Annotated in this window: 15 protein-coding genes; 9 read left to right on the top strand and 6 right to left on the bottom strand. The window is 54.4% G+C overall.

Annotation, left to right across the window (positions count from 1 at the left end):
• Window positions 1-5: 5 nt before the first annotated feature.
• Window positions 6-1,346, bottom strand: a complete 1,341-nt coding sequence (locus tag NT140_09550; protein MCX5832112.1) for an alkaline phosphatase — start codon at window positions 1,344-1,346, stop codon at window positions 6-8.
• Between the two features lie 949 nt (window positions 1,347-2,295).
• Here NT140_09550 and NT140_09555 point away from each other — a divergent pair.
• The 9 genes from NT140_09555 (at window position 2,296) to NT140_09595 (ending at window position 10,718) form a co-directional block, all read left to right on the top strand.
• Window positions 2,296-3,459 (top strand): branched-chain amino acid ABC transporter substrate-binding protein, encoded by a 1,164-nt coding sequence (locus tag NT140_09555; protein MCX5832113.1) that lies wholly within the window; start codon window positions 2,296-2,298, stop codon window positions 3,457-3,459.
• A 37-nt stretch (window positions 3,460-3,496) separates the two neighbouring features.
• Window positions 3,497-4,417, top strand: a complete 921-nt coding sequence (locus tag NT140_09560; protein ID MCX5832114.1) for a branched-chain amino acid ABC transporter permease — start codon at window positions 3,497-3,499, stop codon at window positions 4,415-4,417.
• 3 nt (window positions 4,418-4,420) lie between these two features.
• Window positions 4,421-5,593 (top strand): branched-chain amino acid ABC transporter permease, encoded by a 1,173-nt coding sequence (locus NT140_09565; GenBank protein ID MCX5832115.1) that lies wholly within the window; start codon window positions 4,421-4,423, stop codon window positions 5,591-5,593.
• Window positions 5,586-6,362, top strand: a complete 777-nt coding sequence (locus NT140_09570; GenBank protein MCX5832116.1) for an ABC transporter ATP-binding protein — start codon at window positions 5,586-5,588, stop codon at window positions 6,360-6,362. The genes NT140_09565 and NT140_09570 overlap by 8 nt, the downstream gene beginning before the upstream one ends.
• Window positions 6,362-7,075, top strand: a complete 714-nt coding sequence (locus NT140_09575; protein MCX5832117.1) for an ABC transporter ATP-binding protein — start codon at window positions 6,362-6,364, stop codon at window positions 7,073-7,075. Before NT140_09570 ends, NT140_09575 begins: the two co-directional genes overlap by 1 nt.
• Before the next feature lie 19 nt (window positions 7,076-7,094).
• Entirely contained in the window at window positions 7,095-8,231 is a 1,137-nt protein-coding gene (locus NT140_09580) for a M20 family metallopeptidase (GenBank protein ID MCX5832118.1), read from the top strand.
• Window positions 8,232-8,428: 197 nt separating this feature from the next.
• Window positions 8,429-8,785 carry an HD domain-containing protein gene (locus tag NT140_09585; protein MCX5832119.1) on the top strand — a complete coding sequence of 119 codons (357 nt, stop codon included), beginning with the start codon at window positions 8,429-8,431 and terminating at the stop codon, window positions 8,783-8,785.
• Between the two features lie 41 nt (window positions 8,786-8,826).
• On the top strand, window positions 8,827-8,979 hold the full coding sequence (locus tag NT140_09590; protein MCX5832120.1) for a hypothetical protein: 153 nt from the start codon (window positions 8,827-8,829) through the stop codon (window positions 8,977-8,979).
• Between the two features lie 599 nt (window positions 8,980-9,578).
• Entirely contained in the window at window positions 9,579-10,718 is a 1,140-nt protein-coding gene (locus NT140_09595; GenBank protein MCX5832121.1) for an acyl-CoA/acyl-ACP dehydrogenase, read from the top strand.
• A gap of 520 nt (window positions 10,719-11,238) precedes the next feature.
• On the opposite strand, the gene NT140_09600 is transcribed toward NT140_09595, so the two are convergent.
• From NT140_09600 to NT140_09620, 5 genes are all read right to left on the bottom strand, one after another.
• Window positions 11,239-11,997 carry a ketoacid-CoA transferase gene (locus tag NT140_09600; GenBank protein ID MCX5832122.1) on the bottom strand — a complete coding sequence of 253 codons (759 nt, stop codon included), beginning with the start codon at window positions 11,995-11,997 and terminating at the stop codon, window positions 11,239-11,241.
• Window positions 11,998-12,037: 40 nt separating this feature from the next.
• The gene (locus NT140_09605; GenBank protein ID MCX5832123.1) at window positions 12,038-13,015 is read right to left on the bottom strand and encodes a CoA transferase subunit A; all 978 of its coding nucleotides are present in this window, start codon (window positions 13,013-13,015) and stop codon (window positions 12,038-12,040) included.
• A gap of 52 nt (window positions 13,016-13,067) precedes the next feature.
• Window positions 13,068-14,396, bottom strand: coding sequence for a TRAP transporter fused permease subunit (locus tag NT140_09610; GenBank protein MCX5832124.1), 1,329 nt, complete (start codon window positions 14,394-14,396; stop codon window positions 13,068-13,070).
• A complete protein-coding gene (locus NT140_09615; protein ID MCX5832125.1) occupies window positions 14,368-14,988 on the bottom strand; it encodes a hypothetical protein in 621 nt (206 codons plus the stop codon). Before NT140_09615 ends, NT140_09610 begins: the two co-directional genes overlap by 29 nt.
• An 84-nt stretch (window positions 14,989-15,072) precedes the next feature.
• Window positions 15,073-16,083 carry a TAXI family TRAP transporter solute-binding subunit gene (locus NT140_09620; protein ID MCX5832126.1) on the bottom strand — a complete coding sequence of 337 codons (1,011 nt, stop codon included), beginning with the start codon at window positions 16,081-16,083 and terminating at the stop codon, window positions 15,073-15,075.
• Window positions 16,084-16,526: the final 443 nt, after the last annotated feature.

Below are 16,526 nucleotides of genomic sequence, written 5' to 3' on the forward strand. Positions count from 1 at the left end.
GCGCCTCACTTTTCCGAACGGGTTGACTTCAACCGGAGCGCAGCCTTCATCAGCGTAAATATCTCTGTGTTGTGCAGCAACCCGCCGATCTTCCCGGAACCCGGCCCGCTCCCGAACAGGAAGAGCGGCGAAGCGGTATGGGTCTGGCTGCCCCAGCCCACCCGCAGGTAGGGCCGAAGCACAAAGCCCAGCGAGTGCGTATAGTCGTAATTGTAGTTGTACGGATCCAGCTTCTTCATGGTGTCGTCGGCCACCGTCTGGGCCTCGTCATCGGTCAGGGCGATGCCCAGGAATTGCTCGACGTCCTCCTTGATCTTCTCCGGTGTTGGCTTCTTGCCCCATTTCCCGACCATCACCTCGAAGGAGGCCGTCGCCTTTTCAATGTACTTCAGGTTGATGCCGATATACTCCTTGCTTTCCTTGCTGTGACCGATCAGGGCCATGCCGCCGGTCTCATGATCCGCCGTAACGATCAGCAGGGTGGCGGGGTTCTTTTTGACGAAGTCCATGGCCACGCCGACCGCCTCGTCGAAGGCCAGGGTGTCGCGGATCGTGGCGGGGGCGTCATTGCGGTGCGCCGCATGGTCAATCCTGCCACCCTCGATCATTGCGAAGAAGCCGCTCTTGTTTTTGGAGAGGATCTGCAGCGTCTTGCGGGTCATCTCGGCCAGACTCGGCTCATGGGTGGCGGCCCGGTCTATTTCGAAGCTCATGTTGCCCATGTTGAAGAGACCGAGCACCTTGCCGGTTGATGCCGCCTTCAACTCCTCGGCCGTTCCCGCGACGGTGTAGCCCGCTTTTTCCGCCTCTTCCAGAAGATTGCGGCCGTCCTTGCGCTTTCCGCCGGCGCTTTCGGGGAGGAAAAACTGTTTGCGTCCTCCCATGAGTACATCAACACCGAACTTCAGTTCCTGTTCCGCGACCGACTCCTCGTTGGAACGGTGGGCCACATGCGCGGCAAAGGCTGCCGGAGTTGCATCAGTGATTCCGGAAGTGGTGACAAGTCCCGTCGCCAGCTTCTTTTCCTTGACCATCTCCATGATCGTCCTGACGGGGGTATTGCCGTCGGCAGCCATACTGATCGCGCGGGCGGTCATGCGTTTCCCTGTGGCGATTTGGCCGGCGGCGGCGGCCGACTCGGTCACGATCGCGTCGGCCGTATCGTTCATGAGATAGGCGGTCCGCCACTGCTTCATCAGTTCGGACATGCGTAGATCCCGGTTGAGGACCCGGTTGCTGTAGATCCAGGCCGCCCCGAACTGGCTCGGGCCCATCCCGTCGCCAATGAGGAGGATCACGTTTTTGGCCTGAATTTTTGTCTGCGCGGCCTGTCCGCTCGACGGCATTAACAGCACGGCAACTGCGAACAATAGGGTGAACAGGCGGAATAATCTATTCTTCATGCTTCCCTCCTTCGATGGTGCCATAAAAGCCGGGTTGATTTGAACCTCGCGACGAAATTGAGTCGAGTTGCTTTTCCATGGCAGAAGCATAGGGGAGGCTGTTTTTGCTTGTCAATGGATATTTTGCATCTATTTTACATCGAAAAGTATGCCGGTTGGATTAGCGGAGCGTAATCCATCTTTAAATTCAGTGCATTTTCGGTGCGTTACGTCCTTAGACAAGCATGTCCTGAGCAACGTCGGAGGGCTCAGGGCTAACGCACCTTACCTTTACCCCCAATATGGCAAGAACCCTCTATTGTGTCAATACATTTTCACGTACTCCTCGGCCTTGATATACGCTTTGAGGATGTGCGTGAACAGTATCCGCTTGAGCATGGTTCGTTTGCACATGTTCACTCCAAAAGTAATTATATTGCCGCCAACCCAGGATAAAAAACCTGTGGACTTTTTCTGAATTTTTAACGATAACCGGCTGAAAGCTACAGTTTTGGGGCGGCGGTTTTTCGGATGAGCTGGGGCGGGGACAACTTCCTGAAGTCCACAAAATGTCAACCTTACAGAAAACTCTTGACTTCGAACGGAAATAAATGATGCTAATCCCGCAATAGAGCGGCCACCGATCCACCTTCCTTACCCAATAGCATCGCCAGCCCCTGATTTTCGATGGAAAATATCCCTTGACACGAAAAAACAGCGCTCCTATACTCCAAGCCGTGAGAAGCAATGTCTTATCAATCGATTATCAATCAATTCAATTCAATTCAGTCCAAAAATTCCTTGACATGTATGCCCCCATTCCAGTATAGCTGCCGCTAAAATATGAGCTGCCAAGCGGTGCGGTTCGGACCCCCCCGGCAGGGGGCATCAACCTTATACAGAGGAGGGTCGTATGCGGAAAAAAAGTCTCATCCTGTTGGCTATTGGAATTTCTTTGACGTTGTGTAGTGTCCCTGTCGCGGCGAAGGACACGGTGAAAGTGGCGTTCATCAGCCCTCTGACCGGCGGCGTGTCGGCCATCGGCGTGGGCGGCAGGAACTCGGCCGAGCTTGCGGTTCGACTCAAGAACGCCGACCCGAAGGCCAAGTACAAGTATGAGCTTCTGGTCCTGGACGACGAATGCAAACCCAACATCGGCGTGCAGGTCGCCACCAAGGCTGCGGCAGACAAGCAGATCATCGCCGCCGCCACGCACTACTGCTCCGTGGTGGCCCTGGCCTGCGTGGACGTATACCATAAATTCGGCCTGCCGGTGGTCGTATGGGGCGCGGTGCATCCGGACATCACCTACGGGCACAATCACAAGGAGATCTTCCGGGTCAACGGCACCATGATCAACCAGAACGACCTGGCCGCCAAGTTCGTGGCATCTCTGGGGTACAAGACCTGGGCGCTGCTCCATGACACGACCGACTACGGCAAGGGCATGAAGGACTACTTTTCGAAGTACCTGACGGCGGCCGGGGGTAAGATCGTGGGGGTCTACGGAGTCAACGCAGATCAGCAGGACTTCACGGCCGAACTCACCCAGATCAAGCAGAGCAACCCGGACGTGATCTGGTTCGGCGGGTTGACCCCGCTGGGGGTGCGCATCCGGCTGCAGATGGCCCGACTGGGAAATGAATCGCAGTTCCAGAGCTGCTCGGGCATCATCTCCGACGCCTACATCGAAGGGACCGGCAAACTGGGCGAGGGGACCCTGGCGTTCCGCGAGGGCGAGCCGGTAGAGCACCTGCCGGGAGGCAAGTGGTTCATGGCCGAATACGGGAAAGCCGGCTACAAGGAGGCCCCCGATGCCTTCGGCCCCTTCGCATTTTCAGCTATGAACCTGGTCCTGGAGGCCATCGAGAAGGTCGGCCCGAACCGGAAGGCAGTCACGGAATACCTGAGAAAGGTCAAGGACCACCAGGCCATCATCGGCGCGGTTACCTTCGACGACCACGGCCAGAACATCAACCCCTCCATCACCCGCTACGTGGTCCAGGACGGCAAGTGGGTGCCCTGGCAGGAGTCCCTGTACGCCTCGGGCAAGCGGCAACTCAAGAGGCTGCCGTAGAGGTCAGACCCAGTCCGGCATGAGGCGACACTAACCAATGGATCTATCCTTCATCGGCCAGCTTGTGGTCAACGGTTTGATGCTGGGGCTCATCTACGCCCTGGTTGCCGTAGGCTTCACCCTCTTTTTCGGCGTCCTGGACGTGATCAAGTTTTCTCACGGAGACGTGGTCACCTGCGGGGTATTCACCGCCTTCGCCGCCTTCCTGGGTCTGCAGGCCCTGGGCATTGAATCGAAGCCCCTGATGCTGGTCATCATCGGAGCCCTGAGCATGGCCGCCATGGCGCTCTTGGGCATGGTCATCGCCAAGGTCCTGGTGCTTCCCCTGAAGGGCGCGCCGCCGCTGAACGTCCTGCTCATCACCCTGATGCTGGGCACGGTACTCCGCGAGTCCATCCGGCTCTTCTTCCCCGACGGCGCGAACCCGAAGCGGTTCCCGGCCCTGCTGCCGGACTGGAGCCTGTCCTGGGGGCACTTTTCCCTCCGCTTCGATAACACGGTCCTGCTGGTCGCGGGGCTGCTCCTGATCGTGGCCGTGCAGCTCGCAATCCGGCACACCAGGCTGGGGATGGCAATTAGGGCCGTGAGCCAGGACGAGGAAACGGCCAGGGTGATGGGTATCAACTTCAACTTGGTGGTGTTCATCACCTTCGCCATCGGCTCGGCCCTGGCCGCGTTCGCCGGGGTGGTCTCCGGGCTCTACTACAACGAAATTACCTTCAACATGGGGCTTATGCTCGGGGCCATCGGGTTCAGCGCCGCGGCGGTGGGGGGATTTGGCAATCTCTACGGCGCCATCATCGGCGGGTTCCTGTTCGCCCTCCTGCAGACCGTCGGCGCGGCGGTCCTCCCCTTTGCCAGCGCCTACAAGGACGTTTTCGCCTTCGGGGTCGTCATCCTCATCATGGCCATAAAGCCCACCGGGCTTCTGGGCGAGAAGGAAACCCAGCGGGTATAGACCATGAACCAGCAGGCACCTACCCCGATTTCCTTCCACCCATCGCTTGCGGCGGTTCTGATCAGCGCGGCCTTCGCCGCCCTCGTCTTGGGGAGCGAATCACAAGCCCTGGTGTTCGGTCTGCTGGCGGGGGGGGGCGCGGGAACCCTCCTGGCGCACCGTCTGGGGTGGCTAGACCGGGTGGGCAGTAGCGCCGCTGCCTGGCCGCGTGCCTTCGGCATGGCAATCGTGGCCGCCACGGTTGCCGTCTGCCTCGGTTTTCACGACGACGCCTTCGTGCTTTTCCTCGTCGCCACGGTCATGGTCTACATGCTGGCTTGCTTCGGGCTGAACATCCAGTTCGGCTTCGTGGGCGTGGTCAATTTCGCCGGGGCCTCCTTCCTGGGGGTGGGCTGCTACACCGCTGCCATCCTGACCAAGCACACGGCCATGCCCCACCTCCTGGTCCTGCTGGCCGGGGGGCTGGCCGCGGCCCTGGTGGGGAGCATGCTCCTGGTGCCGGTGCTCAAGACCCGGGGCCATTACGCGGCCCTGGTGACGATCGCCTTCGCCCTCCTCTTCAAGGTCTTCCTGGAGGTAAACGACGTCCTGGGCGGGCCACAGGGGCTCAAAAGCGGCGGGTTCAAGCTCCTGGGCTGGGAATTCAACCGCGACATCGCCCTCGGCTCCTCTTCAGGCTCCTTTTACCTGAGCTACCTCGCCCTGATCCTGACGCTGGTCGTGCTGGGATTTGTCCTGGCCCGGAGGCTCGAGGAATCCTGGCTCGGGCTCAAACTCGACGCGGTACGCCTGGACGAGGTGAGCAGCGCCTGTTTCGGCCTCGCCATCCCCCGCTGGAAGATCCTGGCCTTCACGATCGGCAACTTTTACTGCGGCGTGGCTGGCGCGTTTTTAGCCACCCTCCTGGGCTACATTGCACCAGCGAACTTTGCCTTCGGCGACTCGCTCATCCTGATCTCCATCATCATCCTGGGTGGCCTGGGGTCTCTGTGGGGCACGGTGGTGGCCACGGCCATCGTCATCATCCTGCCCGAGAAGTTTCAGATTCTCCAGGAGTACCGCTTCTTGCTCTACGCATCCCTGGTCATCGTCATTCTCCTGTTCAGGCCCCAGGGGCTCCTGCCCCGCCGGGTGCGCCGGTTCGAACTGCTTAGGCGGGGGGGCGGCCATGAGTGAACCTCTGCTCACCACCGCAGCGCTATGCCGGATGTTCGGGGGCCTCACGGCCCTGTGCAATCTGGACATGGCGGTGGAACGCAACGCTATCCTGGGGCTCATCGGACCCAACGGTTCGGGAAAGACCACCTTCTTCAACGTCATCACCGGGATCTATCCGGTCACGTCGGGCAAGGTGAGCTTCGAGGACCGCGACGTAACCAACTTCTCCCCCCAGGCCGTGTACCGGGCGGGCATCGCGCGCACCTTCCAGCGCTCGCGGCTCTGGCTGCCCCTGTCCATCTTCGACAACGTCATCCTGGGGGACCGCAGGCACATCCACGACGGGCTTGTGGACAACCTCTTCCGCCGTCGGCGCCTCAAGGCCCAGTTCGAAGAGGGCCTGGAGCGGACCCGCGAGCTCCTCGCCATCTTCGACCCGGGCCTCGCTGATAATCCGTTCGAGCCCGTGGCCAACCTCCCCATGATCTCCCGGCGGAGGATCGAGATCTGCCGCGCCCTCATCTCCGGCCCCAAGCTCCTCCTTTTGGACGAACCCTCGGCAGGCATGACCCACGAGGAAACCTTCAGCCTGGTGGACGATATCCTGGAGATCAAGCAGCGGGTGGAGGATCTGACCATTATCATCATCGAACACGAGATGTCCGTGATCGAGCGGATTACCCACCGCTGCGTGGTGCTCAACTTTGGACAGAAGATCTGCGAGGGCACCTATGAGGAGGTGACGGCAGATCCGCAGGTCCAACAGGCATACCTGGGGGTGGACTGATGGCTGCAAACGCGCTCACGGTGGAAAGACTCTACACAGCCTACGACCACGTGGACGTCCTGGAGGACCTCACGCTCGAGGTCGCCGAGGGATCGGTTACCTGTCTTCTGGGTTCCAATGGTTCGGGCAAGACCACCCTGATCCGTTCAATCCTCGGGCTCACCCGTCCCCGCGCGGGCCGCATCACCTTCTTCGGCCGGGACATCACTGACCTGCCCACCCACCGCATCGTCCGCGCGGGCCTCGCCAGCATCCCGGAAGGTCGGAAAGTCTTTCCGGCCATGACCGTAGCGGAGAACCTGCGGCTCGGTGCCTACCAGGAACGGGACCGCGGCGAGATCGAACGGCGGCTGGAGCGGGTCTGCGAACTCTTCCCGGCCCTGCGCCTCCGGATGGGCCAGACCGCGGGCACCATGAGCGGCGGCGAGCAGGCCATGGTCTCCATCGGCCGTGGACTCATGGGGGCGCCTAAGCTCCTTGTGCTCGATGAGCCCTCCCTGGGCCTCTCCCCCCTCCTGGTCAAGGAAAACTTCCGTATCGTCCAGCGCCTGAACCAGGAGGGAATCACCATCTTCCTGGTGGAGCAGAACGTCCGTCAGACCCTGGCCGTCTCCACCTACGGCTACGTCCTTTCCAAGGGACGGGTGGCGGCCCGGGGCCCCGCGCAGGAGTTAAGCGAGAACCTAGAATTCCGCCAGGCCTATTTCGGCTAAGAGCGGCTAAGGAGGAGCCATGACAAAGTTTCCCGAACCCCCGGACCCCGTTGACCTGACCCGCTCGCTCATCGAACTGGACACCATGGATCCGCCCGGCAACGAGTCGGTCGCGGCGGACTTTCTGGGTGGAATCCTCGCCGCCGCCGGCCTGCGGGTCGCCTATCATACCCTGGCCGACGGCCGCAGGGGCCTCGTGGCCACACTGCCGGGCAAAGGAGACAGGCCGGCCCTGTGTTTTTGCGGCCATCTGGACACGGTACCCGCAGGCGGGGCAGCCTGGCAGGGCCATCCCCTGGAGGCGCGCTTCAGCCAGGGCAAGATCATCGGCCGGGGCGCGAGCGACATGAAGAGCGGCTTGGCCGCTATGACGACTGCCATCCTGCGCCTCGCCGCCGTCCCCCGGCGGCAGGCCGACGTGGTTGCGATCTTCACCGCCGGGGAGGAAACGGGCAGCGAAGGTGCGAGCCGAATGGTCACCGATGGCGTGCTGCCGTCACCGGCAGGGGCGCTGATTCTGGGCGAGCCGTCGGGGAATGTCCCGTTCCTCGGACACAAAGGCACCCTGTGGCTCCAGTGCCGCGTCCGGGGCAAGTCGGCCCACGGATCCATGCCCGATCAGGGCAAGAACGCCGTCATCGCAGCGGCCCGCGCCATCCTCGCCCTGGAGGGCCTGCTGGACGAGGTCGCCGCCGACCCCCGCCTGGGCCGGCCCACCCTCAACGTGGGCACCTTCAACGGGGGCACCAAAATCAACATGGTCCCCGACCTGGCGGAATTCACCGTGGATATGCGCACCGTGCCGGGCCTGTCGCACGAATGGCTCTACCGGCGGGTCTGCGACCGGCTCGGCCCCGCGCTGGAGATCCTGAAGCTGCTCGACCTTCCCCCGGTCCTCACCGACGAGAACGAGCCCTGGATCCGGGAGGTGCTGCAACTGCTCGAAGCGGCAGACTTCCCCGCCCGGCCGGGGTATGTCAACTACTTCACCGACGCCTCGACACTCGCCCCGGGACTTGGAAACCCTCCCGTCCTCATCCTGGGGCCGGGCGAAGCCACCCAGGCGCACCAGACCGACGAATGGTGCCGGGTGGACGACATCCACCGGGCAGCCGAGATCTATCTGCACATCGCCCGGGCCTGGTGCCGGGTGTAACCGTGCGCTCGATCCCCACCGGATCGCGCCGCCGCGTGTGCCCCGTCTGAATGTCTTTCCGAAGTCCTGAAGGGGGCTACAGGAGAGATTTTTCAATACCGATGGACAGGTTCTATAGGCCGGCCGACCGCGAGGGTTCTCGTTAGAACAATTTAAACGACTTTGTGCCAGCCGTCATTTCAGCCGCGGTATAGCCGGTGGTGGCGGCCGTTGAATCAAGAGATCCCTATACCGCTGGTCATCAAATCCGTTCGGCAGATCTCGCCCGCGCAATGGCCATAGAAATGGGACTATCCCAGGAGAGAATTGACGGCATCCGCATGGCGGGGACCATACATGACATCGGGAAATTATCCGTCCCAGCGGAAATATTATCCAAACCGACAAAACTGTCTGAACTTGAATTTGCCCCTATTAAAGAACATGTCCAAAAACGATTCGAGATGCTGAAGGATGTAGAATCGCCCTGGCCGCTGGCTGAGATTGTCTACCAGCACCATGAGCGGATGGACGGTTCCGGCTATCCAAGGAGCCTGAAGGGGATGAAATTCTGATCAAGGCCCGCACCCTGATGGTTGCCGACGTGGTGGAAGCCATGGCTTCGCACAGGCCCTATCGTCCAGGCTTGGGAATCGATGCAGCTCTGGAGGAAATCGTGGAAAACAGAGGGATCTTTTACGATAGCACCGTCTCCGATGCCTGCCTGAAATTATTTCGGGAAAAAGGTTTTCAGCTTGCGGAGGCTTGAGTTCAAACGGTATTCCTCACCTCAACGCAGAATCGAAAGTTACGCCTTTGTATGTGCTGTAACTAGGCGGCACACTTCATTTATTCGGTGATCTCACCCGTTTATTTCGGGTCGAAAGGTTCAGCTTTTGGAGGACGACTTTGCTGGTGATTGGGGTCAAGGATCATTGGGGTAGGCAGTCAAAAACAACTTCATCTAAAAGTGTGTGGACGCGAATTATTGTTGATTAGTAGATTTCGAACATAAATTGTGATAGTGAATCCTGAAATATTAAAGACCGTTAAATAAGTCCCATGCCGTATAACCATGGTGGAGGGAATATGGACTGGCTGATACAACCCCGTTTTCTTGCAAACAAGAACGGGGGGGTATCGCTGACCTGTGTCTCGCGGTAGGTATTCTGACCCGCATAAAACGCCTAGCCGACGAATATATCAAGTTTGGAGGCCGCCTTGACTGACTACATCGTAAAGTAAATCTCCACCCACAAAGGCAGTAAGAGACATCCGGACAGGTGAATAATTTGATTATTGAGGCACAACTCTCCTGATTCTTTTACTCGTGGAAAATGAAATTCTGAAAAAGTTAGGAGAGCTGCTATGTTTGAATTTAATGAAGAACAAAAATTAATTAAGAAGAGCATTTATAAGTTTGCTAAAAAAGAATTAGCTCCCCGGGCTTCTCATTGGGACACCTCTGAAGAGTTTCCATGGGATTGTGTAAAGAAGATGGCAGAAATTGGGCTAACGGGCTTACGGCTGCCATCGGCTTATGGTGGAGCAGGAGCCGACCGGATAACCTTTGGCATAGCCTTGGAAGAAGTTGCCAGATTTGACCAGAGCTGCGCCATCATCCTTTGCGCCTGTAACATTACTGGGAGAGTACTTTTACAGGCATCGGAAAAAATTAAAGATACCTTCTTGACCGATATCGTAAAAGGCAGGAGTATTGTAGCGTTTGGTGCCACGGAGCCAGAGAGTGGCTCAGACATCAGAGCAGCAAGAACCGTTGCACGGGTAGAGGGCGATTTTTATGTAGTGAGCGGGGAGAAGTCAATGATCACCTTTGCCGGAGTTGCCCAAGGGTTTATCGTCCTTGTAAAAACAGAGGGGGAGGGAGGAAGAGGTATCAGTTGCATCTTTATAGAGGCTGACAGACCGGGAATAGAAATCAAACTACTTCAGGGTTTTGGCTGGAAAGCCACAAAATGGGGAAACGTTGCTTTTAACGAGGTGAAAGTTCCAATCGCGAATCTCATCGGAGAAAAAAATAGTGCCCTATCTATGTTGAAAAACACAGTACAGGAACAGAGGGCTTTAACAGGTCTCATCGCTTTGGGCACCGCCAGAGAAGCCTTGGAAGAAGCTATAAAATATGCGAAGATACGCAATGTGTTCGGGAAGCCTCTAGGGAAGTTCGAGGGAATCCAATTTAGACTGGCGGATGATTTTACTTCGCTTGAAGCTGCAAAACTTGTATGCTATCGGGCACTCTCTTTGATTGAGAAAGGCGCTGATGAAGCTTCGGTTTGGGCGGCGATGGGCAACTTAATCGGAGGAGAAACCGCTTATAAAGTAGTTAACAATGCAATGGATGTATTCGGAGGAATGGGGTATTCGAAGGAGCTCCCATTTGAGCGCTATCTCAGGGATGTGAAAGCAATACAAATTGCTAATGCCACCCTAAAAATGGAAATAGGTCAAGGACTTTTAGGGAAAGAATTCCTTCCTTACGCATGAGCTGAGAAGAAAGCCCCACTTGTTTCCCCCGTTATCAATACCGACCATGACTGTCTGCCGCTATCAATCGCCGCATAAATCCACAGTTACCTGGCTATTAAAAGTGCGTAGATAACAATTTTGAGACCTTCCCCTGAGTTATGATGAACATTATCCATATCAGTATGGGTTTTGCCAACCCTATATCGAGCAGGTTATTTACCACTATCTCGATTGTGGCAATTTCTACGACGGCTTTGCATGTCTTGAAAAGTAGCGGCCACAATCGGAAATAAACAACATCTAATTATTTTGGTTTCTGTTTGTTTGGAGGTACCGTGCCTTTTTGTGTAAGGTAGCTCGTTGTTGTCGTAGCAGGCATAGACGACACACCTTTCATTTCCATCTTTGTGGTGATTTCCCACTTCCCGCCTTTCATGTTTGGTTCTGCGGTATTACCCGAAAAATACTGCCGAAATTGTTTTACCACGCGATCCACATTCTTTAATGATATGATATTGCAGCTTTATCATTCTTTCTCTTAAAGAATCAATTTCTGAGGGTCCACTTCTTCTCTTAATATCCTCAATTCTTCCCGGGAGGGAGCAGGGGACTCACTGGCCTGGTAGACGTCAATATCAAAGCCCGTATTTTCAATGATCCTTTCTTTAGAAATGCCGGGATAGTATGCGGCAAGATACATCTTTTTTGTCTCCTCGTCGAATTTCATTACCCCGAGATTGGTCACAACTGCGGTTGCCCCTCCCCGGACAAGGCCGAGCTTGCTGCGGCTGTCTCCTCCCTTGTACCACCCGACGCTGGTAAGATAATCAAGTTTCTCGACAAACCGTCTTCTCTCATGCTGCATAAAGGTAATAACACCCGATGCAATAGAAGCGACATCGCAGGCACCGCCGCTTCCGGAAAAACGTATTTTTGGCCTCATGTAATTGCCCAGAGAGGTGGTATTAAGATTTCCATATATATCAATCTGGGCAGCGCCAAGAAAGGCTATTGTGTTGAGCTTTCTGTGGCCTGCAATGGAAAATGCATCAATGAGTCCGGAATTGAGACAGGTCCCGCTCATAACCCTGAGATCAGCAACGGCCATGGGTATCTCTTCCAAAGAGGGGTCAATCCCGCCGGTCTCAAAAAAAATAACGGCCTTCGGCGCGTAGATTCTTTTTGCCGCAGTTGCCGCAAGTATCGAAACGCCGGTGCCGGCAAAGACAATATCGCCGTTTTTGATTAGCCTCCCTGCACTGATGGCCATCATTTCGTTATCGGTATAATCTGCCATGAGAATCTCCTTATTAACCCGCAGCAAGCCGCAGGGTGATTCATTTCCTGTCAAGGCCGGCTGCGTAACCAAGCACGGAGTTTGCTTTTATCTTTTGCATCTGTGTCGTGCCGATCTTTTCAAGATACTCTTCGTGTGAATTGACACCATAGACCCATTCATTGAGATATGCCCTGAACAGGGCATCATCGCCGGCAATCTTTTTATAGAGGTTGAGATGTATGGGATCATAGTCATAAAAGGAAAAACATGCTGTAGGGTGTGCTCCGTGGGGTACCTTTACGATGGCGTCTACAAGGAAGGGGGGGAGTGAATTCTGATCAGGATCAAGGCGGATAAAGGAGCGGGGAACAATCTCTTCGCAGGTAACGATGACCGTATCTGCTGATTTTGCCTGTTCCAGATCGGCAAAGGTTAGCCCTTTGATGCGTACCGTGCCGTCATCACCCACATACTGGGCATGAATAAGCGCCACATCAGGAGATAAGGCAGGGAGAAGCACGACCTTGTCGTCAATATCATTGAAAGGGTTCTGAATGGTAACGTACTTTTTTCGCGCAACCTTTCTTTCTTTCCGCACTTCTTCAGAAAACCCTTGGTAGTTCAGGATATCGGAGCCAAGGCCTGATTTTGTCGATATAAAAGGGATGCCTATCGCGCCTGCAAGAAATCTCAGACTCATCTGGTAGTTTGAATAATCTTCGAATTCTATCTCCCCACCCTGGATGGCCTTTTTAAAACGAATACAGGTGGGGGCGTATCTGCCATTCCCGCCATAGGCGATTTCGAGCCTCTTGACTGAACCGGCGCCTATGAGAACATCAAGCCCCTGACCGTGTGAGTGACAGACAAGATGGATGTCTTTAATCTTCTGCCGCACGATTTCGTATATTACTGCCATCGGGTTCCGTGTCACGGTAAATCCGCCTATAGCGATCTGGCTGCCGTCCTTGATAAACCGTGACACAGCCTCTTTAAGGGTCATAAGTTTATCGTTTATCTCTGGGTACATACTCATGGGCCCCTCCTCCGTTGATAGGGTTAATAATTATAGTGTGCCGGTATATCCCTTATGCAGCGGCATGTACGGCGCCGGAATCATTCTTCCTTAATACCTTCTGCATGAAAAGCACAAGGGCAAGACAGATGAATCCGACGATATCACCAAATGCATGAGGATAGACAAAACACAAGGCACCTATAATGGTAATGACCCGTTCAAGGATATTTTGTCTTTTCAGCAACCACCCCGAACAGCCGGATGCAAGCATGCCTATACCAAGAAAGGCGGTAAAGATCGTCCAGATCCCTTCAGGTATGCCTATACCTTCGAAATGCATTAGGAGGGCTCTCCCTCCGGGCAAGAGTACAAAAATAAAGGGGATAAGGAAGGCAGTGATGGCATATTTCCATGCCATCACTGTGGTTTTGTAGGGGTTGCCGCCGGTAATCGCCGCCGCGGCAAAGGGCGATAGTGCGGTGGGGGGTGATACCTCCGAAAGCAATGCGTAATAGAAGATGAACATATGGGCTGCATAATCCGGCACCCCAAGGTTTGTAAGGGCAGGAGCCACGATGACTGCGGCAATGATGTAGGTTGCGGTAATGGGAACGGCAAGGCCGATCACCCACAGAATGACCCCCGCAAGAATGGCGGTTATTACCAGATTACCTCCCGCGTATCCAATTATGATTGTAGAGAGTTTGAGGCCGAGCCCTGTGAGGCTTACGGTCCCTACGATAATGCCTGCTGCTGCACATATGGCTGCAACATTAAGCACCGTGATAGACCCCTCTTTTAAGGCCCGAATGATTTTAGGTAGGGTAAATCGTGTATCCTTCCTGATAAAGGAAACCAGGAAACAGGTGATGATTGCGGCAAGGACTGAAACCTGGGGAGTGAAACCTTTCACTAAAAAGACGACAATGGCAATGAGGGGGAGAAACTGGAAGCCATACATCTTTGTGAGCTGCCAGAGGGTATATTTTTTCTCGATCTGGACAGCCCTGAGTCCAAATTTCTTTGCATCAAACTCAACCATGAGGAGGAGTCCCCAGTAATAGAGGGCTGCAGGAATAGTGGCAAGGAAAATCACGTCAACGTAGCTGATCTTGAGAAACTCGGCAATGAGGAATGCTGCGGCGCCCATCACGGGTGGCGTGATAACAGCGCCCATGCCTCCTGCTGCGAGAAATCCGCCCGCATTGTCCCTGTCATAACCTGCTTTTCTCAGCATAGGGTATGCCACGGAGCCTATTGCCACGGTATTTGCAACCCCTGATCCTGAAGCCATTGCGAGAAGATAGGATGTTGCAACTACAGACCTGCCTGCAGCGGTCGGTTTTCCTCCCATGGCGGTAAAGGCAAAGTCAACAAAGAATTTTCCTGCGCCGGACACGGTGAGGAAGCCGCCGAATATACAGAACGTGACCTATGATACGTTCTATGTCATAGCCCCTGTGTGTCCACGGCGCAGGAAGCAACGGACCATAATAGGTGTACGCGAGAAAGATGATACAGGTGATGGGCATAATCAAACCGGAACTTCTCCTTGTCGCCTCCAGGACAAGGAGGATAAATATGATCCCGAAGATCTTATCCCAGGGTTCTGGCGTTACTGCACGGTAGATAAAATCCTCAAAGTCAATGAACATATAGGCAATGCATGCAATGCTTAAAAGGGCAAGAAATATGTCTATGAGATTAATCTTACCTTTAAACCTTTTTGCCATGGGATAGTAAAGAAAGGAAAGAGTAAGCAGAAAGGCAACGTGGATGCCGCGCAATATCTGGGTTGTTACGGGAAAAATGGCAGAGTATATTGCAAATAATGACATTGATACGGCAAGCACTGTGATTGCAATATCCCAGAAACCTGTTACCTTTCTTGTGATACCTTCTTCCTCTTGAATGAGTTCATCAATCTTTTTCCTTTGTTCTTCAGTAAGACTATCGGAAGCGCTATCGACCAAGCTTATTTCTTTCTCCATTATTATCCCTCCGGAAAGTTTTTGAGATATACCGGAACAAAGCGTACAGGAGACGGGCAATCCCCCTGTACGCTCACACTTGTTTCATGCAAAGACGTTTATCCCCTTTTCCTTAAAGAATTTCTGAGCGCCTTTATGGAATGGGACAAATTTATTTGACCCATTATCCTTCATAATTATATTTTGCGCTTCCTTGTGAATGGCGACCAGTTCTTTTAAGTGTCCAAAAATCGTATTTACTACATCATAGGCCAGTTGCTCATCCATATCCTGGTGACACATGAGCAGGTTGCTCACGGCAGATACGGGAGTATCAACCTCTATACCGGTATAAATCTTTTTGGGAATGACCGACTTATAATAAATGGGACCGTATTTGGCGGTCATTTTGCCAACAAGATCATCATGGGGGATAAGATAGATATTTACCCCCGGAGAGGCAGCAATGTCGAGAACTGAAGAGGTGGGAACGCCTCCTGACCAGAAATAGGCATCAATTTTTCCGTCCTTCAGTGCACCTGAGGATTCTGAAGCGCCCAAACGATCCTTTTTTATATCTTTTTCATGGCTGATACCTGCTGCTTCAAGTATTCTGAAGGCAATAACCTCTGTTCCGCTTCCCGGAGCGCCGGTAGATACCCTTTTTCCCTTGAGATCAGCTACTTTTTTTATTCCCTTCCCATCTATCGTCACAATATGGTTCATGTGAGGATAGAGGACGCATAGTGTCCGGAGGGGAATAGGTAATTTGAAGTTCCCCGAACCTTTGTATGCATCATATCCAGTGTCGGCAATAACCATAGCGATGTCAGATTTTTTTGCGCCAAGGAGTTTGCAATTGTCTACCGATGCGGCAGTTACCTCCGCCGCAGCTTCTACACCGGCATACTTTGTGAGGATGCTCGCAATGCCTCCCCCGATTACAAAATAGACCCCCCCCATCCCCCCTGTGGCGATAGAAATCCTTTTCTTCTCCAGGGCAAAGAGGCTGAGAGGATTGCCCAATAAGATCGTTCCTGCTGCCGCTGATGTGAGTGTGAGGAAATCCCGCCGATCAATTTCTTTGCCTTTGTCAAAAAACGTATTGCTCTCCATTAGATAAACCCTCCTTTTTATTATTAAAATACCTTGCCATTTCCTGATCACCCCCTATGTTTTATTTATTGGGGTATGCACTTAGCTCAACCGACCACAATATGTCGTGGGCGATCAGATTTTAGTTTGTCAGAACCCGGCGCTGGCGTAGCGGCTTGGCGGGGGGTTGCGTGGATAGTCTCCCGCGGTTAGGCGTAACATGTAGGAGGTGGTTGAGTCAAGTGCTTACCCCCAATTTTATTATTATTCCCCCGACCTTCTTTCATCTTTGCCCGAAATATAGCCGAGAGCGAGAGATATCTGGGCATCAGTTTTCATAACTGCCGGAACGATTTCCTTTTTAAGGCGCTTTAGGATGGTAGTGGATACTAAACCTGATACGTTGATGGCTGCAACGGTCTTCTGGTAGTTTGGACAAGGCCCCGATTGATCATCTGAGTCGT

The organism is Deltaproteobacteria bacterium (assembly GCA_026388415.1).
In the GTDB taxonomy this organism is placed as follows: Bacteria; Desulfobacterota; Syntrophia; order Syntrophales; family JACQWR01; genus JAPLJV01.